This is a genomic window from Tardiphaga sp. (genome assembly GCF_044340795.1).
Classification (GTDB): domain Bacteria; phylum Pseudomonadota; class Alphaproteobacteria; order Rhizobiales; family Xanthobacteraceae; genus Tardiphaga.
Map to the genome: position 1 here is coordinate 12,819 of NZ_JBIISY010000015.1, position 20,495 is coordinate 33,313.

16 protein-coding genes are annotated in these 20,495 nt (G+C 62.5%); 12 read left to right on the forward strand and 4 right to left on the reverse strand.

The features are described 5' to 3' along the window. Positions 1–108: 108 nt before the first annotated feature. From ACIQ17_RS04250 to ACIQ17_RS04295, 10 genes are all read left to right on the forward strand, one after another. Positions 109–294, forward strand: a complete 186-nt coding sequence (locus tag ACIQ17_RS04250; RefSeq protein ID WP_398465728.1) for a hypothetical protein — start codon at positions 109–111, stop codon at positions 292–294. Between the two features lie 230 nt (positions 295–524). Beyond that, positions 525–1,871, forward strand: coding sequence for a phosphoglucosamine mutase (glmM, locus tag ACIQ17_RS04255; protein ID WP_398465730.1), 1,347 nt, complete (start codon positions 525–527; stop codon positions 1,869–1,871). Between the two features lie 275 nt (positions 1,872–2,146). Further along, positions 2,147–3,019: an outer membrane protein gene (locus tag ACIQ17_RS04260; RefSeq protein WP_398465732.1), complete on the forward strand. Its 873-nt coding sequence runs from the start codon at positions 2,147–2,149 to the stop codon at positions 3,017–3,019. Positions 3,020–3,171: 152 nt separating this feature from the next. After that, positions 3,172–3,999: an outer membrane protein gene (locus ACIQ17_RS04265; protein WP_398465734.1), complete on the forward strand. Its 828-nt coding sequence runs from the start codon at positions 3,172–3,174 to the stop codon at positions 3,997–3,999. A gap of 98 nt (positions 4,000–4,097) precedes the next feature. Beyond that, positions 4,098–4,451 (forward strand): hypothetical protein, encoded by a 354-nt coding sequence (locus ACIQ17_RS04270; protein WP_398465736.1) that lies wholly within the window; start codon positions 4,098–4,100, stop codon positions 4,449–4,451. A gap of 241 nt (positions 4,452–4,692) precedes the next feature. Beyond that, positions 4,693–4,932, forward strand: a complete 240-nt coding sequence (locus tag ACIQ17_RS04275) for a hypothetical protein (protein ID WP_398465738.1) — start codon at positions 4,693–4,695, stop codon at positions 4,930–4,932. A 120-nt stretch (positions 4,933–5,052) separates the two neighbouring features. Further along, positions 5,053–6,225: a phosphoserine transaminase gene (locus ACIQ17_RS04280; protein WP_398465740.1), complete on the forward strand. Its 1,173-nt coding sequence runs from the start codon at positions 5,053–5,055 to the stop codon at positions 6,223–6,225. A gap of 217 nt (positions 6,226–6,442) precedes the next feature. Continuing rightward, positions 6,443–8,032 (forward strand): phosphoglycerate dehydrogenase, encoded by a 1,590-nt coding sequence (gene serA / locus ACIQ17_RS04285; protein ID WP_398465742.1) that lies wholly within the window; start codon positions 6,443–6,445, stop codon positions 8,030–8,032. Between the two features lie 200 nt (positions 8,033–8,232). Continuing rightward, positions 8,233–9,912: a methyl-accepting chemotaxis protein gene (locus ACIQ17_RS04290; RefSeq protein ID WP_398465744.1), complete on the forward strand. Its 1,680-nt coding sequence runs from the start codon at positions 8,233–8,235 to the stop codon at positions 9,910–9,912. 282 nt (positions 9,913–10,194) lie between these two features. Continuing rightward, positions 10,195–11,883, forward strand: coding sequence for a methyl-accepting chemotaxis protein (locus ACIQ17_RS04295; RefSeq protein ID WP_398465746.1), 1,689 nt, complete (start codon positions 10,195–10,197; stop codon positions 11,881–11,883). A gap of 106 nt (positions 11,884–11,989) precedes the next feature. On the opposite strand, the gene ACIQ17_RS04300 is transcribed toward ACIQ17_RS04295, so the two are convergent. Continuing rightward, a complete protein-coding gene (locus ACIQ17_RS04300) occupies positions 11,990–13,345 on the reverse strand; it encodes an esterase-like activity of phytase family protein (protein ID WP_398465748.1) in 1,356 nt (451 codons plus the stop codon). 244 nt (positions 13,346–13,589) lie between these two features. Here ACIQ17_RS04300 and ACIQ17_RS04305 point away from each other — a divergent pair, with 244 nt between their 5' ends. Further along, complete coding sequence (locus tag ACIQ17_RS04305; protein ID WP_398465750.1) at positions 13,590–14,645, forward strand: linear amide C-N hydrolase; 1,056 nt, start codon at positions 13,590–13,592, stop codon at positions 14,643–14,645. Positions 14,646–14,695: 50 nt separating this feature from the next. On the opposite strand, the gene ACIQ17_RS04310 is transcribed toward ACIQ17_RS04305, so the two are convergent. The 3 genes from ACIQ17_RS04310 to ACIQ17_RS04320 form a co-directional block, all read right to left on the reverse strand. After that, positions 14,696–15,685: a Bug family tripartite tricarboxylate transporter substrate binding protein gene (locus ACIQ17_RS04310; protein WP_398465752.1), complete on the reverse strand. Its 990-nt coding sequence runs from the start codon at positions 15,683–15,685 to the stop codon at positions 14,696–14,698. A 135-nt stretch (positions 15,686–15,820) separates the two neighbouring features. Continuing rightward, positions 15,821–17,320, reverse strand: a complete 1,500-nt coding sequence (locus ACIQ17_RS04315) for an HWE histidine kinase domain-containing protein (protein WP_398465754.1) — start codon at positions 17,318–17,320, stop codon at positions 15,821–15,823. A gap of 91 nt (positions 17,321–17,411) precedes the next feature. Next, positions 17,412–18,320, reverse strand: a complete 909-nt coding sequence (locus tag ACIQ17_RS04320; protein WP_398465756.1) for a DMT family transporter — start codon at positions 18,318–18,320, stop codon at positions 17,412–17,414. A 366-nt stretch (positions 18,321–18,686) separates the two neighbouring features. On the opposite strand from ACIQ17_RS04320, the gene ACIQ17_RS04325 reads away from it, so the two are divergent. Then, on the forward strand, positions 18,687–20,393 hold the full coding sequence (locus ACIQ17_RS04325; RefSeq protein WP_398465759.1) for a methyl-accepting chemotaxis protein: 1,707 nt from the start codon (positions 18,687–18,689) through the stop codon (positions 20,391–20,393). The last annotated feature ends 102 nt before the right edge of the window (positions 20,394–20,495 follow it).

Here is a 20,495-nt window from a genome sequence, read left to right on the forward strand (position 1 = left end):
TCCCAGCCGCTCTTGTCATTGCTTTGTTGAAACGTCATCTAGCATGGTGGAGTGACCGCTACATCACTCTTGTCATCATCATGTCGTCGAATCCCGAGGGAAAAAGCCATGAGCAGCTCGAAGCCGCGCGATGCCGGCAAGGCGCATGACAAGTCCGCCGCTGAAGCCGAAAAGCGACGGCTCGATGCCGCGCTCGATGAGGGCCTGGAAGAAACTTTCCCGGGCTCGGATCCGGTGAACGTGACCCAGCCGGCCCATTCGCGGGGCGATCAGCACATCAAGCGCCGAGGGTAACTCGCCGGTTCCGCCCGCGGCAGGGTGCCGCCTGTGGAGAATTATCTGATTTTGGTCAGTATCTTACCAGATTTAGGCCAATGCTGGCCGTGGTAATGATTCATCACATTTTTTGAAGGGAAATTAGCCGTCACGGCCTTATAAGTCCGTCACATATGAGGCCGCACGCGCAAGCGAGTCGCGGAAATGCGTTTTGGCGTCTGCGACGGGCAGGCGCGACGGGGGTTACCATGAGCCGCAAGTATTTCGGGACGGACGGCATTCGCGGGCGTGCCAATGGGCTGATCACGCCGGAATTGGCGCTGAAGGTCGGGCAGGCCGCTGGCCTCGTCTTCCAGCGTGGCGATCATCGTCACCGCGTGGTGATCGGCAAGGATACGCGTCTGTCCGGCTACATGATCGAGAACGCCATGGTGGCAGGCTTCACCTCGGTGGGCATGGACGTGCTGCTGGTCGGCCCGATGCCGACGCCGGCGGTGGCGATGATCACCAAATCCATGCGCGCCGATCTCGGCGTGATGATTTCGGCGTCGCACAATCTGTTCGAGGATAACGGCATCAAGCTGTTCGGTCCGCTCGGCTTCAAGCTCTCCGACGACGTGGAGAAGCAGATCGAGGAATTGCTCGACGAGAATCTCGACCGCAAGCTGTCGCAGAGCGCCAGCCTCGGCCGCGCGCGCCGTATCGATGGCGTGCATGACCGCTATATCGAATTCGCCAAGCGCACGCTGCCGCGCGACATCAGCCTCGAAGGCCTGCGCGTCGTCGTCGATTGCGCGCATGGCGCAGCCTATAAAGTCGTACCCGAAGCGCTCTGGGAGCTGGGTGCCGACGTCATTTCCATCGGCGTCGAGCCGGATGGCTTCAACATCAACAAGGAATGCGGCTCGACCTCGCCGGAAGCGCTGAGCCGCAAGGTGCGCGAGATGCGCGCCGATATCGGCATCGCACTGGATGGCGACGCCGATCGCGTCATCATCGTCGACGAGCGCGGCCATGTGGTGGACGGCGATCAGTTGCTCGCGGTCATTGCACAGAGCTGGAAGGAAGACGGCCGTCTTGCCAAGCCCGGCGTCGTCTCGACCGTCATGTCCAATCTCGGTCTTGAACGCTTCCTGCAGGGGCATGGCATCGAGCTGATCCGCACCGCGGTGGGCGATCGCTACGTGCTCGAGCAGATGCTGCAGAACGGCTACAATATCGGCGGCGAGCCGTCCGGCCACATCATCATGTCCGACTATGCGACGACGGGCGACGGCTTCGTCGCAGCGCTGCAGGTGCTGGCGGTGGTGCAGAAGCTCGGCCGTCCGGTGTCGGAAGTCTGTCACCTGTTCGACCCGCTGCCGCAGATCCTGAAGAATGTGCGCTATCGCAGCGGCAAGCCGCTCGACGATGCGGAAGTGAAGTCCACCATCGCCGCGGCCGAACAGCGTCTCAACGGCCATGGCCGTCTGCTGATCCGTCCGTCGGGCACCGAGCCGGTGATCCGCGTGATGGGCGAGGGCGACGATCGCGTGATGGTGGAGGAGGTGGTCGACACCATCGTGCATGCGTTGGGGCATGCAGCCGCGGCCTAATTCTGCGCCGCATTCCGATCGTTAAGACTTTGCGAACGCCGCGCCGATGCGCGGCGTTTTGCGTTTTGGTGAACTACACAATCGCAACGCATTGTTAGGATTTTGGGCGCCGGTGTGGCGAACGATGACGATCGTGCAGTTTACCGTCACCAAAAATCAACCTTAATAGTTAGGGTTAAGTGCCGCTTAAGACATTGGTGTCATCGTCCGCTCGTGAGTTTCCGAGTGAGAGGCCTCGTTTGTTTTGCCTCTCTGGCCCAACAAGGATGAAGCCAATGCGTAGCGTGAAATTTATTATGGCCGCTGGTGCGGCTTCGCTGATGTCGACCGCCGTTCTCGCCGCCGACATGGCAATTGCTCCCCCGCCGCCCCAGATGTATGCGCCGCCGCCGGTCGAGGATTTCGGTGGCTGGTACCTGCGCGGCGATATTGGTTTCAGCAATCAGAAAGTGAAGAAGCTCGAGACCCCGGCAGGCGTTGGCTACAACGCGCCGAACACTGTGCTTGAGCAGCAGAGCCTTGGTTTCGATACCGGTGGCATTTATCAGGTCGGCGTCGGCTATCAGTTCAACAACTGGTTCCGCGCGGACATCACCGGCCAGTTCCGTGGCAGCTCGAATTTCCACGGTTACGATCGCTTCTCTTTCACCGGCCCAGCCAACGTCGGCATCTTTCAGTCCGAGCAGTATGGCGGCCGGAAGACCGAATGGGTCGCCATGGCCAACGCCTATGTCGATCTCGGCACTTGGTGGTGCGTGACGCCGTTCATCGGCGCGGGCGTCGGCATGGCGCGCGTCACGGTTGCTGACTTCACGGACCAGAATTTGCAGTTCCGTCCCGGCGCAGGCGTGTTCGCAGGTTCGGCTTACGCCGATGCTGCATCCAAGTGGAATTTCGCATGGGCGCTGCACACCGGTCTGGCCTACAAGGTCAATCCGAACATGACGGTCGAACTTGGCTACAGCTACATGAACCTCGGCGATGGCGTAACGGGCTCGCTGACGCCGTTCACCGGCGCAGTGCCTGGCCAATATGCCGTCACCTTCAAGGACATTACCTCGCATGACCTGAAACTCGGCGTGCGCTGGAATCTCGAGGCCGCGCCGGTCTACGCACCGCCGCCGCCCCCGCTGATCCGCAAGGGCTAAGCGCGCGTTCAACGTCGCTTCCGAGTTAATACTGCTTAACGGCGCGGGATGATCCCGCGCCGTTTTTGTTTGCGCAGGCGGTATGATTGCAACCAATGATTAAGGTTAACGGGGGATGATCAGTGCAGTTGGTGAGTTGAGGAATTGTCGTGATGCGTAGCTTTCTGATTGCCACCGTTGCCGTCTGTCTGGGGCAGGCCGCTCAGGCCGCGGATCTTCCGTTTCTTCGCGGGTCGTTCCAGGACGGACCGCCTGTCCAGAGGCCGATGTGGGATGGCTTCTATATCGGCGGACAGGTTGGTCACGGCAGTTCGGACACGAAGTTCTCGGGCTCCAATTCAAGCATGACGTCGTCACTGCTGGCCAACACGCTGATCGAAGCCGAGATGGGTGTTTCGCAGTGGCCGCTCGGCTTTTCCAGCCAGTCGAAGCAGAGCTCCGGCTATGGCGGGTTCATCGGCTATAATTCGCAGTGGGACGACGTCGTGATCGGCGTTGAAATGAGCTACCTGCACGGCAAGTTCGGCGGCGCGTCCAATGCCAGCATGTCGCGTTTCAATTTGCTGTCGGATAACGACTATCACACGGTGACATCGTCGGCTTCGAGCTCGATCGCGATCAACGATATCGGCACGTTCCGTGCGCGCGCCGGTTACGCCTATGGTGCATTTCTCCCTTACATGTTCGGTGGTCTCGCGCTGGGGCAGGCTGACATCGTGAGATCCGTTCAAGTGACGGACAACGTCATCGCCGGGCCGGGTTCGACGACGCCGCCAAGCCTGCTCGGCTTGAAGACATCGCCGGTCGTCACCGAAGGCCAGTATAGCCACCTGATCTATGGCTACACGGCGGGACTCGGCGTGGACATCAATCTGGTCGGTGGCCTGTTCGCACGCGCCGAATGGGAATACATCCGGTTCACGTCAGCGGTGGATACGTCGATCAACACCGTTCGCGCCGGCGTCGGCTACAAATTCTAGTCAGCTGCGCGTGTCGTGCGGCATCACCATGCCGTGCAACACGGAACGCGACATGGCTGGCGCTGTTGGCTCTTCATCGATCACGATGGGAGCCAGCCATGAGAATACGTCTTCCGCTCGCGATATCCGCCGCCGCGATTGCGCTCGTTTTCGCAACCGCCGCCGCATCGGCGCAGGGCGTCGGCGTCAATGGCGGCACCTCCGGTTCATCCAGCATCATTGATACACCCGTGGCGCCGCAGCCCTCGCCGGGCAGCGGTGGGGTGTCGTCGGCACCTGGCGCGGCAACTGTCTCGCCGGGAATCGGGACCACCGGGATGGGTGGCGGACGCAGCCAGCCAGGCGCGCCCAACACCACTGTACCGGGCACCATCGGCACGGGCGCGTCGCCGAGCGGATTGCCTGGGGATAATCCGAGCGCACCGGGCTTTCCGGGCAAGGTTGGACGATAGCGCACTCGTTCGTCTGGCGGTCATAGCGAACAGCAGAACGAAAGAGCGGCAATGTAATTGCTGCTCTTTTTCGTTGGGCGAGAGGTTCGGGAAGCGGCGCGGGACGATGGGTATCATTAGACGGCCCGGTTCTGCGATCCGGTTAATGCTGCGTAAACCAGCGCGGCCCCGTAGGGGTTTGCTTCGGAACGGCCGGGACGTAGCGACGTATCTATCTACGTCTGGGACGTTGGAATGAAGCATGAAAAATTACTCGATCGAGAAAGTCGGTACGGATTACGTCGTAAAGGTCGACGATCAGAGGGTTATGACATTGGGCAGCAGGCGGCGTGCTGCGCAGCTCGTCGTTGAGGCTCAGGAGTTGCTGGAAGATGCGCCGCTGGTGCCAGCCGAAGAGGTCTCGCGCGATGATGATGGCGTCGATGCCAAGCATCATGTGCAGGGCGATAACGTCTCGGGATCTGCCGAAGGCGCGGTCTGAGCGCATCATCAATCACCTGTGAAGGCCCCGAAGTCGCTTGACGCTTCGGGGCCTTTCCCATATCTGCGGACGCGGGACACCTCCCCCCAACGGGAGGCTTACTATCTGGAAGGATAGATCATGACTGCAGCGAAGCCCGCTTCGCGGCCTAACGTGCCGCATTTCTCTTCCGGCCCTTGCGCCAAGCGCCCAGGCTGGACCCCCGAACATCTCGATCGTTCCGCACTCGGCCGTTCGCATCGCGCGAAGGTCGGCAAGGCCAAGCTCAAGCTCGCGATCGATCTGACGCGTGAAGTGCTTGAGGTGCCCGCGGACTATCGCATCGGCATCGTTCCGGCCTCGGATACGGGCGCCGTCGAAATGGCGCTGTGGTCGCTGCTCGGGCCGCGCCCGGTCACCACCCTCGCGTGGGAATCCTTTGGTGAGGGCTGGGTCACCGACATCGTCAAGCAGTTGAAGCTGAAGGACGTCACCAAGCTGCATGCCGGCTATGGCGAGATTCCCGACCTGTCCAAGGTCGATCAGAATTCCGACGTCGTCTTCACCTGGAACGGCACCACTTCGGGCGTGCGCGTGCCCAATGCCGACTGGATCAAGGACGATCGCGAAGGCCTGACCATCTGCGATGCCACGTCCGCCGCATTCGCGCAGCCGCTCGAATGGTCGAAACTCGATGTCGTCACCTTCTCCTGGCAGAAGGCGCTGGGCGGCGAGGGCGCGCATGGCATGCTGATCCTGTCGCCACGCGCGGTCGAGCGTCTCGAAAGCTACGTGCCGCCATGGCCGCTGCCAAAAATCTTCCGCATGACCAAGGGCGGCAAGCTGATCGAGGGCATCTTCGTCGGCGAGACCATCAACACGCCGTCCATGCTCTGCGTCGAAGACTATCTCGATGCGCTGAACTGGGCGAAGTCGGTCGGCGGCCTCAAGGGCCTGATCGCGCGTGCCGATGCGAGCACCAAGGTGCTGTCGGACTGGCAGAAGAAGACGCCGTGGGTGGACTTCCTCGCCGCCGATCCGGCAATCCGCTCCAACACCTCGGTGTGTCTGAAGGTGGTCGATCCCGCCATCACGTCGCTCTCGCCGGACGCCCAGGCCGACTTCGCCAAGAAGCTGGTCGCGGCGGTCGAGAAGGAGAATGCCGGCTTTGACTTTGCGCATTACCGCGATGCGCCTGCCGGCTTGCGCATCTGGTGCGGCGCCACTGTGGAAGCGAAGGACGTCGAAATCCTCACGCAGTGGATCGACTGGGCCTTTGCCGAGACCAAGGCTGCGCTCGCCAAAGCGGCGTAACGTCTGCTCTTTACCTTGCCCCGCCCTGCGCGGGGAGAGGTCGGACATCGCGCGAAGTGCGATGTCCGGGTGAGGAGCATGGCACGTCGTCTCCTCACGTCAGAATTGTCGGGCCCCAAGCGGCCCTCATCCCGACCTTCTCCCCAAAAGAACGGGGAGAAGGAGCCTGCTGCGTTTGTCGCGCCCCTACCGGCTTAAATTTCGAGGATCACATCCCATGACCGCCCCCAAAGTTCTCATCTCCGACGCCCTGTCTCCCGCCGCCGTCCAGATCTTCAAGGATCGCGGCATTGACGTCGATTTCCAGCCGAATCTCGGCAAGGACAAGGACAAGCTCGCCGAGATCATCGGCAACTATGACGGCCTCGCCATCCGCTCGGCGACCAAGGCCACTGCAAAGATCATCGAGAAGGCGACGCGCCTGAAGGTGATCGGCCGTGCCGGCATCGGCGTCGACAATGTCGAAATTCCCGCGGCCACCGCCAAGGGCATCATCGTGATGAATACGCCGTTCGGCAATTCGATCACGACGGCAGAACACGCCATCACCTTGATGCTGTCGCTCGCGCGCGAGATCCCGCAGGCCGATGCGTCCACGCAGGCCGGCAAGTGGGAGAAGAACCGTTTCATGGGCGTCGAGATCACCGGCAAGACGCTGGGCGTGATCGGCTGCGGCAACATCGGCGCCATCGCTGCCGATCGTGCGATCGGCCTGCGCATGAAGGTGATCGCCTTCGACCCGTTCCTGTCGCCGGAGCGTGCCAAGGATATCGGCGTCGAGAAGGTCGAGCTGGACGATCTGTTCAAGCGCGCCGACTTCATTACGCTGCATACGCCGCTCACCGACAAGACGAGGAATATCATCGACGCCTCCGCCATCGCGAAGATGAAGAAGGGCGTGCGCATCATCAATTGCGCCCGCGGCGGTCTCGTCGACGAGCAGGCGCTGGCCGATGCGCTGAACTCCGGGCAGGTCGCCGGCGCTGCGTTCGATGTGTTCGTCGAGGAGCCCGCCACCAAGAACGTGCTGTTCGGCCATCCGAATGTGATCTGCACGCCGCATCTCGGTGCGTCCACCAATGAAGCGCAGGAGAATGTGGCGCTGCAGGTGGCCGAGCAGATGTCGGACTATCTGCTCTCGGGGGCGATCTCCAACGCGATCAACTTCCCCTCGATCACCGCGGAAGAAGCGCCGAAGCTGAAGCCGTTCATCGAACTCGCCGAGAAGCTTGGTTCCTTTGCCGGCCAGCTCACCGACAGCGACATCGCCAAGGTCACGATCACCTATGAAGGCGCCGTCGCCGAGATGAAGATCAAGGCGCTGACGTCGGCCGCGCTGTCGGGCCTGCTGCGCCCCATGCTTGGCGACGTCAATGTGGTGTCGGCGCCGAGCGTCGCGCATGCGCGTGGCATGGTGGTGGATGAAGTCGTCCGCGCCGCGCAGAGCGACTATGAAAGCCTGATCAGTATTGCCGTCACCACCGACAAGCAGGAACGCGCCGTGTCCGGCACCGTCTATGCCGACGGCAAGCCGCGCCTGGTCGATATCAAGGGCATCCGCGTCGACGCCGAGTTCGGCAAGTCGATGGTCTACATCACCAATGAGGACAAGCCCGGTTTCATCGGCGCCTTCGCCTCGCTGCTGGGTGACGCGAAGATCAATATCGCCACCTTCCATCTCGGCCGCCAGAGCCAGGGCGGCGACGCCATCGCGCTGGTCGAGGTCGATGGTCAGGTGCCGACGGACGTGCTGTCCAAGATCCAGGCCCTGCCGCAGGTGAAGCAGGCGAAGACGCTGGCGTTCTAAGCGCTGTCCAGGCCGTTGCCGACACCTCTCAAATCCCCGCCCGCAAGGCGGGGATTTTTCGTTCTACGGACAATTTTCCCGTTAAGGTCGGTCTCGCCAATCCGGCTCGTCCGGCGGATGTAAGGATTTGGGAACACTACCCGGGTACGTTCAGGGGAGGAATCAGCGACTGGAAGTCGCGCGCCTGGGGGAACATAGCCGTGAAGCTCGCCAATATTCGTATCACCTACAAGCTGGTCGTCCTGGTGGCGGTCACCATGATCGGCCTCTGCGCCTCCGGCATCTTCGCCGCGCAGATGATGAAGCGCGAGATGCTCGATGCGCGCATGCTGCAGCTGAAGTCGATCGTCGAGATCGGGACGAATGTCGCGGCGAACATCCAGAAGGATGTCGCGGCCGGCAAGCTCACCAAGGAGGCGGCTGCGGCCGAACTGGTGCGTCGTGTCGAGCCCATGACCTACGACAACGGCAACTATCTCTTCATCTACACCATGGACGGCGATGTCGTTCATCTGCCGGGCTTCAAGCCGGGCTCGAACCGGCTGAACACGCTGGTCAATGGCGTGGCGATCACCAGGGAATTCCGCGACGGTGTCGCTGCCAAGGGCTCGCATGTCCTGACCTACGAATTCCAGAAGCCGAATGAGACCGTGCCGTCGCGCAAGATGGGTTATGCGGCAGCGCTGCCAGGCTGGAACATGTTCATTGCCACGGGCGCCTATCTCGACGACCTCGACGCCCATCTGAAGCCCATCATCTGGGCGCTCGGGCTTGCAATGCTCGCGATCGCCGCGGTGGCCGGCGTCATTGCCTGGCTGATCGGCCGCAGCATCACGGCGCCGCTTGGCGAACTCGGTGCGCGCATGGAGACGCTCGCCAAGGGTGAGCTCGATGCGGACATTCCCGGCGTGACCCGCGGCGACGAGGTCGGCGCAATGGCCAAGTCGGTTCAGGTGTTCAAGGACAACGCGCTGCGCATCCGCTCGCTCGAGCAGGTCGAGGCGGATGCCCAGGGCCGTATCGCGGCCGAGCGGCGTGCGGCCATGGAGACCATGGCGACCGATTTCGAACGCAGCGTGACGGGGATCGTTCGCTCGGTGTCGACGGCTGCCGCCGGCATGCAGAGCACCGCGCAGTCGATGACGGCGACCGCTGGCGATGCGAGTGCGCGTGCTGCCACGGTCAGCGCCGCATCGAACCGTTCGTCCGACAATGTGAGCACGGTGGCGTCCGCCGCCGAGGAGCTGTCGGCATCGGTCAGCGAGGTGCTGCGCCAGGTGGCAGCGTCGAGCGAGATCGCCAACAAGGCTGTCAGCGACGCCGAACGTACCAATGCGACCGTGCAGATCCTGTCCAGCGGTGCCGAGAAGATCGGCGAGGTGGTGCAGCTCATTCATAGCATCGCGTCGCAGACCAATCTTCTTGCGCTGAATGCCACGATCGAAGCCGCGCGTGCCGGCGAGTCCGGCCGCGGCTTCGCGGTCGTCGCGTCCGAAGTGAAAGCGCTCGCGAGCCAGACCGCCAAGGCGACCGAGGAAATCTCGGCCCAGGTCGCGGCCATGCAGGCATCGACCAGCGAAGCTGTCGCATCGATCGGCGCGATCTCCGGCACCATTGCGCAGATGAGCCAGATCACCACGACGATTTCGGAGGCGGTGGAGCAGCAGGGCGCCGCGACCCAGGAGATCGCTCGCAACATCCAGTCGGTGTCGACCGGTGCGAGCGAGATCAGCAATCACATCGGCGGCGTCAGCAGTGCAGCCGAGGCGACCGGTTCGGCGGCATCGCAGGTGCTGTCCAATGCCAGGGAGCTGGAGGGACAATCGGGCCTGCTGCGCGCGGCGGTCGATGACTTCCTTGCCAAGGTGCGGGCTGCCTGACGTCCGGGCAAACGCGAATCAAAAGCCCCCGGGAAGGGGGCTTTTGATAGCTCCCCGGTTTTTGCCCTTCACGATCAGGCGTACGAACTCTGCGTCCGATTGTAGCATCCCGACGATAGTCGGATCGCCTGACGAACGGATCGGTGCGGAATTACCCGTTTTCGGTTTTTAAGTTGAGCTTCCGGTATTGCGCCACGGTCCGGCCATTGGCGACTTCATGAACTAGCAACCACCCACTGCAATGCTGACGACATATTTCAGCATCAATTGTCGGGTGACTTCATGCCGCCTATCCGCCTCTCCATCGGCCTTCGTCTCTACAGCATCATCGGACTTTGCTTTTGCGGGCTTGCGGGCCTTGCCTGGATGCAGCTCAACACGCTCAGCGACTCGCTGAAGCTGCAGCGCCAGGGTGAACTCACGCATCTGACCCAGTTGGCGCTCGGTATCGCGCAGGAAGAATACGCCACCATCCAGCGCAATGGCGTAACGGACGACGCGGCGCGCAAGGCGGCCGCGGCACGTATCTCCAAGCTGCGTTACGGCGCTGATGATTATTTCTGGATCAACGACATGCATCCGAAAATGGTGATGCATCCGATCAAGCCGGAACTGAACGGTGCCGATCTGTCCGGCAACAAGGATCCAAACGGCAAGCGCCTGTTCGTCGACTTCACCGAAGTGGTGAAGAAGCAGAAGGCGGGCTTCGTCGACTATCTTTGGCCGAAGCCCGGCAAGGATGCCCCGCAGCCAAAGCTCTCCTATGTGGTGGGCTTCGAGCCATGGGGCTGGGTGATCGGCACCGGTGTCTATATCGACGACCTGCAGGCCCAGCTCTGGGATAGCGCACGCAGCGTGATGATGGCGGCCCTCGGGGTCATCGTCACGCTCGGTCTGCTGGCCTGGCTGATCGGCCGCAGCATCACGCTGCCGCTCGGCAGGCTCGGCGCGCGGATGCGCGGCATCGCCGATGGCGCGCTCGACGACGCGATCCCGGGCGTCGAACGTCGCGACGAGATCGGCGCGATGGCGGCGACGGTTCAGGTGTTCAAGGACAATGCGTTGCGCATCCGCGGCCTCGACAAGATCGAGGCGGAGACCCAGTCAAAGGCGATGGCCGAACGGCGGGCGACCATGGAAAGCCTCGCGGACGATTTCGAGCGGAGCGTCAACGGCATCGTCCGCTCGGTGTCCAGTGCTGCGGCCGGGATGCAGGGCACGGCGCAGTCGATGACGTCGACCGCCAGCGAAGCGAGCGCGCGAGCATCGACGGTTGGTGCGGCATCGGCGCGCTCGTCGGACAATGTGAGCACGGTGGCGGCTGCCGCCGAAGAGCTGTCGGCGTCCGTGAGCGAAGTGCTGCGCCAGGTCGCAGCGTCCAGCGAGATTGCCAGCAAGGCGGTTGGCGATGCGGAGCGCACCAATGCCACCGTGCAGCAGCTCTCCAGCGGTGCCGAGAAGATCGGCGAAGTGGTGCAACTGATTCACAGCATTGCGTCGCAGACCAATCTGCTCGCCCTCAATGCGACCATTGAGGCGGCGCGTGCCGGGGAATCCGGTCGCGGCTTCGCGGTCGTGGCGTCGGAAGTGAAGGCGCTGGCAAGCCAGACGGCCAAGGCCACCGAGGAAATCTCGGCGCAGGTCGCCGCCATGCAGGCATCGACCAATGAGGCGGTCAGCTCCATCAACGCCATCACCACCACGATCGCGCAGATGAGCCAGATCACCACCACGATCTCCGCGGCGGTTGAGGAGCAGGGCGCGGCCACGCAGGATATTGCGCGCAACATCCAGTCGGTGGCGGCCGGCTCCAATGAGGTCAGCAAACATATCGGCGGCGTCAGCTCGGCGGCGGAGGCCACCGGCCAGGCGGCAGGAATGGTGCTGTCCAGTGCGCGGGAGCTCGATGGTCAGTCGGGCATTCTGAGCAAGGCGGTGGATGAATTCCTGGCCAAGGTCAGGGCGGCGTAGCTCTTCTTCCTCCCCCAAGCGGCGTAGCCGCGCCGTGGGGAGGGAAAACAAAAAGCCCTCCCGTGCGGGAGGGCTTTCGCGTTTCAGGCGATCGCCTGAAGCTGTCTTACTTCGCCTTCAGGAAGTCAGCGACTTCGAGCAGGACGAATTCGTTGTCGTCGGCCTTGTTCGGATCGCGGCTCGACGAGAACGGCAGGTTGTTGTCGTTTCCGACGATGATATGCGTGGCATCGACCTGGTCGACGTTCTCGATGGTGAAGAACGGGAAGGCCAGCACGCCGTCGTTCAGCGGCTTCTTGGCCAGCTTGTTCGGGTCCTGGATCTTGAGCAGGTCGATGTAGCCGACCTTGCGGACGGGCTTGCCGACATTGCTGTCGTTCATTTCGATCTTGTAGACGCGCTTCAGCTTCGGCAGGTCGGGGAAGCAGTCGGTGCCGCGCTTGCCGTCGGCGCAGGCCTTGTCCTTGGTGCCTTCGCCGTCGTCACGCTCGATGATCAGGCCGTTGTCGGCGGTGATCATGTTGAAGTCGCCGACGGCATTGCCGTTGGTTTCGAACACATAGTGCCAGAAACGGCCGGTGAACTTCTGGGCGGCCACGTCGAATTCCAGGATGCGGGCGGCTTCCTTGCCGTCGACCTTTTCCCAGTCCTTCTTCTCGGCGTCCCACAGCGGGCCTTCGAGCAGGCCGTACAGGAACTTGCCGTCCTTCGACGCGGCGAAGCCTTCATAGCCCTTCGAGCGACGCAGATTGACATTGGTGTAGCTGGCGCCCGGCGCGCCCGGCGTTGCCACCTGCCAGTGATCCGGCGAGCGAACCGGCTTGCCGTCGGCCATGGTCTCGAACACTTCCAGCACCTTGCCGGTCTTGTCGGCCTTGATGATGTAGGGGCCGAATTCCTCGCCGATCCAGAAATTGTCGCCGACGATCTGGAAGCCTTCGGTGTCGACGTCCGAGCCGGTCAGATAGCGCTTCGCGGTGTCTTCGTGAACGATGCGGAACGGCACCTTCTTGTCGGGATCGTGCAGGAACACGGTTTCCTGCTTCTCGATCTTGCCGCTCTTCCAGTCGATCTTGTGGCGGTTGAGATAGATCATGTAGTCCGGCGAATTGGCGCGCGAGCCGGCGCCATTGTCGGTCAGCACCCAGAACGAGCCATCGGGCATGGTCTTGATGCCGGAATGGCCCTGCAGCGGCTGGCCCTTCATCGGCAGCGAGATGCCAGTGTCGCGTTCCTTGGACTTGCCCATCACGCTGCCGAGCTTCTCGACGCGCTTGCCGGTGGTGTATTTGCCGGAGGTCTTCAGGTCGCTCGGCGCATCGGCGGGAGCCTCGATGGTCGAGGAGGCCGGCAGCACGGCATGGCCGGCGAGCTTGGCGGGGAATTCGCCTTCCGACTGCGCGAAAGCGGCGGAGGAAAGCAGGACGAGGGAAGCGACGGAGCAGAGCAAAGTGCTGCGCATGGATTGTCTCCTGAGAGGGGTGGGGACCACGCGCGGTGTATTGAAGAGTGGCGATTACGCCGGGGCGACAGTTCCATGAAGGTGTGATGACAGCGGGGGGAAATCCCTGCGGCATGCGGTCGCCATGGCTGCGGGTTAGGCAGCGCCGCCCGCAGATCGCTCGGCAGGCTGGATCACCGCCGGAAGTCGTGCCAGCATGGAAGTCGGCTACGCGACAATGCGGAGCCTGGATTGGAGCCCCGCCATGATTGCCTGCGCGCGCATCCTGTTGTCGGCCACGCTGGTCCTCGCGCTGCTCGCGCAAACCACCGCCGAGGCGTGCACGAGGTTGGTGTTTCACGGTGCGGGCGGGCAGGTGATCACGGCCCGCTCCATGGACTGGAAGACCGACGTCCGTACCAATCTCTGGATCCTTCCTCGCGGGATCGCGCGAACGGGCGAGGCCGGCCCGAACTCGGTCAAGTGGACTGCGAAATATGGCAGCGTGGTCGCCACGGGCTATGACATCTCCACCACCGACGGCGTCAACGAAGCCGGGCTGAATGCCAATCTGCTGTGGTTGGTCGAGTCCGAATATCCCAAACCGGACCAGAACAGGCCGGGGCTGACCATCGCGGCCTGGGCGCAATATGTGCTCGATAACTTTGCCACCGTGGCGGAGGCCGTCGCTGCACTCGAGAAAGAACCGTTCATCATCGTCACCGATGCGGTGCCGGGCGAACAGCGGCTGGCGACGCTGCATCTCTCGATGTCAGACGCAACCGGCGACAGCGCGATCGTCGAATACATCAAGGGCAAGCAGGTCATTCATCACGGGCGCCAGTATCAGGTGATGACCAACTCGCCGATTTACGACGAGCAACTCGCCCTCAACACATACTGGAAGCAGATCGGCGGCACGACATTCCTGCCCGGGACCAATCGCGCGGCCGATCGTTTTGCGCGGGCCTCGTTCTATGTGAATGCGATCCCGAAGGATGAAAACCCGAACCGCGCCATCGCCAGCGTGTTCAGCGTGATCCGCAATGTCTCGGTCCCTTACGGGATCACGACGCCGGATCAGCCGAATATCTCATCGACGCGCTGGCGCACCGTCGTCGATCATGCGCGCAAGATCTACTTCTTCGAGTCCGCGCTGACGCCGAATACGTTCTGGGTCGACTTGAAGGCGATGGATTTTTCGGCCGAGACCGGGAAGGTCAAGAAGCTCGACCTTGGCGCGGAGCAGGACCACACCTATTCCGGCGATGCGACGGCGCAGTTCAAGGATGCGCCGCCGTTCAAGTTCCTCGGAATATGATGGCGATCGCCCGGATCAATCGATCTCTCCGGGCGGTCTCGTAGCAATCGTTATTGCTTCTCGATCCCCGCACCTTCGACGAGGTTCTTCCACACGACGAGTTGCTCTTTCAGGAATGCATCGAACTCTTCAGGCGTGCCGGAAAAGGCTTCCATGCCGCGGCCGGCGAGCTCTTTCTGGATGTCGGGACGTTCGACGATCTTGCGGATCTCGGCATTGAGCTTGACGACAATGTCCTTCGGCAGATTGGCCGGGCCGAGATAGCCCTGCCAGGACGTGACGTCGAAGCCCTTGACGCCGGCTTCGTCCATGGTCGGCAGATCCGGCATGATCTTCGAGCGATATTTCGTGGTAACGGCCAGCGCCTTCAGCGTCTTGGCATTCACATGCGGCAGGCCGGTGGGGACGTCGGTGAACATCATGCTGACGCGGCCGGCGATGACGTCGGTCATGGCGGGCGGCGAGCTCTTATAGGGCACGTGGAGCATGTCGAGGCCGGCGAGTCGCGCGAAGGTCGCGCCGGACACGATCGCCGACGAGCTGCCGCTGGCATAAGTATACTTGCCGGGATTCTTCTTCACGAGAGCGATCAATTCCTCGACCGTATTGGCCGGGATTTCCGGATTGATCACGAGCATGAAGGGCAGATCGCCGGTGCGGGCGATCGGCGTGAAATCCTTGATCGGATCGTAGTTCATATTCTTGAGCAGATACGGATTTGCCGAATGCGTCGTGTTCGTGGTCACGAACAGCGTGTAGCCGTCGGCCGGAGCGCGCGCCACGAAGCTGGCAGCGATCGAGCCATTGGCGCCGGCCTTGTTGTCGATCACGGTGGTCGTGTTGAGCGCGGTGCCTAGTTCCTTCGCGATCAGGCGCGTCGTCGTGTCGGTGCCGCTGCCGGCGGCGAATGGGAGGACAAGTGTGACCGGCCTGCCGTTCGGATAGCCCGCATTCTGGGCGACGGCGCTGGTCGCCGAGCCCAACAGCGCCACGGCGATCGTTGCGCCGGCTACGGCACGAAATACGCGAAGTCCGATCATACAGTTCCTCTCCTTGAGACAGCCTTGGTGGCCAGAATTGTTACTGAACAACCTAGCTGAGCTTGTCAGTGCGCGGAAGCGGAAAGGGGAGATTGTGGCCGTCGGAGAATGCTCGTTTTCAGCTGCGGGCCAGCTTCACGCGAGCGCGCATTCGATCGTGTAGACGACGCCGGCGGGCAGGAAGTCGGCCGTGGCGCTGCCACCAAGCTGGTCGCGGGCGCCTCGCTCGATCAGTTTGGAGCCGAACCCCTTGCGGGTCGGAGCTGAGACACGGGGGCCGCCGGATTCGACCCAGCTCATCTGCAACTTTGCTTCCGACGAATCCGGCAGGAGATTCCAGTCGATGGCGATCTTGCCGCTGTCATTGGACAATGCGCCGTATTTCGCCGCGTTGGTCGCAATCTCGTGCAGGATCATCGACATCATCACGGCCCGCGCCGGCGTCAGCGGCAGCTTCGGGCCGGAGATCGCAACACGCGGCGTGCCGAGAATGGAATAGGGCTCGAGCACACGGTTGACCACGTCATGGACGCCGGCACCCACCCATTTCTCCTGGCTGAGCAGATCATGCGCGCGTGCCAGCGCACCAAGCCGACCGTCGAACGTCTCGCGCTCATTCCGGGTGGCGGTACGGAATGTCTGGCTGGCGATCGCCTGCAGCACGGCCAGCGTGTTCTTGACGCGGTGATTGAGCTCCTCGACCAGCAGTGCCTGCAGCGTCTCGCCGCGCGCGATGGTGCTTGCCATCCGCAAGGCGAAGGCAACGCCGACCAGCATCAGCAGGACGCCGATGGCAATGGTGATGGCGAGATTGCGCAGCAAGGGAAGAACCAGCGAGCTGTTCGGAATGCCAGACGCAACCAGCCATCCCGACATCGAAGACCGGGCGACAGCGGTGATCAGGGGCACGCCTTCAAGCGAGATGGTCTGGAACGTGGCTTCATTCGACTTGAACATCTCCGCCAGCAGGGTCGGTGACGCCTTCTTGCCGACGGTTTCCTGCGGATTGGGCACCCGCGCAAAATTGGTCCCCTCGGAATCGAAGATCGAGAGGGCCCATTCGGCATTTGGCCGCTGCTTCTCGATCATGGTCTGAAACATCGCGGTCGGCGGCACGAAGGAGATATCGTAGATCACCTGTCCATCGACAATGACCGGGATTTCCACGGTGAGGATCTGCCGGTTGATGCCGGAACCGATGAAGATATTGGAAAACACCGGCTTGCCGCTCTCGAACACCTTCCGCACGACATCCATATTGTTTCGCGGTGGCAGGGAGCTCGTATCGGTGGTCGCGGTCGAGAACAGCTGCTTGCCGTTGCGATCGGCAATGATCATGGATCCGCCCGGCGGATACTGGGCGAGAAAGCCGTCGGCAATCCTGCGGAAGCGATCGAAGTCACCGCTGCGCAAGGAGTTGGTGAGGGACAGAACGTGCAGGCTGCCGGTGATGCGCTGCATTTCGGCGTCGAGCACGATGCGCAGGCTGCGCGCGGTCTCGAGCACGCGGGCCGCGGCGTCGTCGCGGTCCTTCTCATAGCCGCGATAGATCACGGCGCTGACGAAGATGATGAGCGGCAACGTCGACCCCGCCACGAGCAAAGCCAAGCGGACCGGCAGTGACAGTTTTCGCACGGGAATCCGGGGCTCTCTTTGGCGAAGCGGCGCTGGTATCATAGAGGCGTTCGCGACGTGCCGCCATCCCCACGCTGCGTGGTCTTATGCCTCAACGACGCGAGGCAACGATCACACCGGAGATGACGAGCACATAGCCAGCCAGATGAAACGGTTGCGGCTGCTCGCCGAGAAAGACGATGGCCATCGCCGAGCCGAAAACCGGCATCAGGTGCAAAAATGGTGCGGCCCGGTTCGGGCCGATCAGGGCGATGCCGCGATTGAAGAACAGATAAGCGAGGGCAGACGGGAAGATGATCGCATAGGCGAGCGCCAGGAACGTCACGCCATCGAAGAACAGTGGTGAGCCGGAATTGAGTTCCCACAGGCTGGCGGGGACGCTCATCAGCGCGCCGAAGCCAGTCGTCGCGGCGATGAGCGACATCGGATGGGTCACCGGCCGCTTGATCATCAAAGCCGAGTAAATGCCGAAAACCAGCAGCGCGCCGAACAGCATGGCGTCGCCCTTGTTGATCTCGATGCTGGCGAGGGCCGTCAGATCACCACGCAGGATGATGACGAAGACACCGGTCATCGACACCACGATGCCGAGCAGTTGCGCCAGTGTCAGCCGCACGCCGAACAGGATCAACGTCCACAGCGCCACGCAGAGCGGGCCCGAGGACTGGATCAGGAGGCCGTTCAGCGCCTGCGTGTATTGCAGCCCGCCATAGGCGAGGGCGGTATTGGCCGCAAAGCCCGTCAGCGCCAGCACCAGGATCAGCGGCAGGTGCCGGCGAATCGTCGGCCAGTCGGTGCGCAACGGCGCCCAGGCGAAGGGGAGCAGGAGGAAGAACGCGCCGATCCAGCGCACGCAGGACAGCGTGATCGGCGGCACATGGCCGGCCACATAGCGCCCCAGCACGATGTTGCCGGCCCAGAACAGCGAGGTCAGGCTGAGCAGGAGATAGGGCTGGTTCACGAACCAGCCGAGGGGGGATCGCGGTGGTGTGGAAGACATTGGCCCTGTGGAATCTGCACGTCCATAGGCGGCAGTTCACGCGGCGACACAAGTGACGTGCGCGCTTGGCGTCCATGCAGCGGCACGGCCGGCTTCAGGTACATGTGTCGAAAAGGCGCGGTGCCGGCCGCCATTTCCCGGTACCCCGGAACCGGCCCAGCTTATCTCGCTACTATTACACCTATTCTGCTGAGCGAAATTTAACCACTTGCGAACGTCGCGGCACTACGACTGGAACGTGTAAGCAAGGCTTTTTTCAGCCGCCGGACCTGCGCCATCCCCATCGTGATGGCAACGCTATTGAGCGTGGGCCCGGCCACCATTGCAGCACCCGCCGAGGGGCAGGTGCGTTAGAGGAGATTGCAAATGTCGGCGCCCGCCTCCCAGCCAAAAGCCAGTGGCCGCGGTTTTGGTCTTGGCCCACGGATCATGTTGATGTCGGTGGCCGGCATTCTCGCCCTCGGCATCTGCGTCACCGTTGTTGCGAAATATGTTCTCGAACAGGGCGCGACCAGATCCGCGACCGAGCGCGTCGAGGCCAACATGCGTGTCGCCTGGGATGTGCTGCGCCAGAGCGGTGACAAGTTCAGTGTCGCCGACGGCAAGCTGCTCGCCGATGGCAAGCCCCTGAACGGCAACTTCGCCGCTGTCGACAAGATCAAGACCCTGGTCGGCGGCACTGCCACGATCTTCATGAACGACACCCGCATCTCCACCAATGTGATGAAGCCGGACGGCACCCGCGCGATCGGTACGCAGCTTGCCAAGGGACCGGCCTATGACGCGGTGTTCGATCGCAAGACCGCGTTCCGCGGCGAGGTCGCGATCCTCGGCCAGCCCTATATGACCGTCTATGATCCCATCTTCGATGCCAATCGCAATGTGATCGGCATCCTCTATGTCGGTATCAAGAAGGTCGACTTCCTCGAAACCGCCCACGACACGCTATGGACCATCGTCTATGCGACCGTGGCGGTGATGCTGCTGGCCATCGTGCTCAGCTATTTCGTGGCGCGGGGCACCATCGTCCGACCGCTCAAGGCCAGCATCGCCGCCATGAACACCCTCGCCAAGGGCGATCTTACGGTCGATATTCCGGCAACCTCGCGTCGTGACGAGATCGGCGAGATCATCACTGCTCTGGCCGTGTTCAAGGCAAATGGCCTCGAAGTCGAGCGCATGAAAGCGGAGCAGGCTGCAATGGAGGCGCGCGCAGCCGAGCAACGAAAGACGGATATGATGAAGCTCGCGGACGCATTCGAAGGTGCCGTCGGCCAGATCGTGGAGACAGTGTCGTCGGCCTCGACCGAACTCGAAGCGTCCGCCGGGACATTGAGTGCGACGTCCGACCATTCGCAGGTCCGCGCCACGGCCGTGGCCGGTGCTTCCGAAGAGGCTGCCACCAATGTTCAATCGGTCGCCGCGGCGACGGAGGAACTGTCGTCATCGGTGACCGAGATCAGCCGTCAGGTGCAGGGTGCGGCGCGCATCGCCGGCGAAGCGGTCGCGCAGGCGAACAGCACCAATGGCCATGTCAGCGAACTCGCGGCTGCTGCGGCGCGTATCGGCGATGTGGTGGAACTGATCAACACCATTGCCGGCCAGACCAACCTTCTGGCACTCAACGCGACCATTGAAGCCGCACGCGCTGGCGAAGCCGGTCGCGGTTTTGCGGTGGTCGCCGCCGAGGTCAAGGCGCTGGCGGAGCAGACGGCGAAGGCGACGGGCGAGATCAGCCTTCAGGTCAGCGGTATCCAGAAGGCCACGGAGGATTCCGTTTCGGCGATCCGGGAGATTTCCACCACCATCGGCCAGATGTCCGAGATCGCTTCCGCGATCGCGTCGGCGGTCGAGGAGCAGGGCGCCACCACGCTCGAAATCTCGCGCAACGTTCAGCAGGCAGCCGAAGGCACCATGCAGGTCAGCGCGAACATCACCGACGTCCAGCGCGGCGTCGAGGAAGCCGGGTCCGCATCGTCCCAGGTGCTGTCTGCGGCTCAATCGCTCTCCGGCGAGAGCGCGCGGCTCAAGCGCGAGGTGGGTAACTTCCTGCGCTCGGTCCGCGCAGCCTAACCAAGACTACATCACGGGATACCGCTGGCGCCAGACGCGTCAGCGGGTCGTTATATCAGTTCTGAATAACGATCCTGAAGCCGACATCTCCATACACAAAGT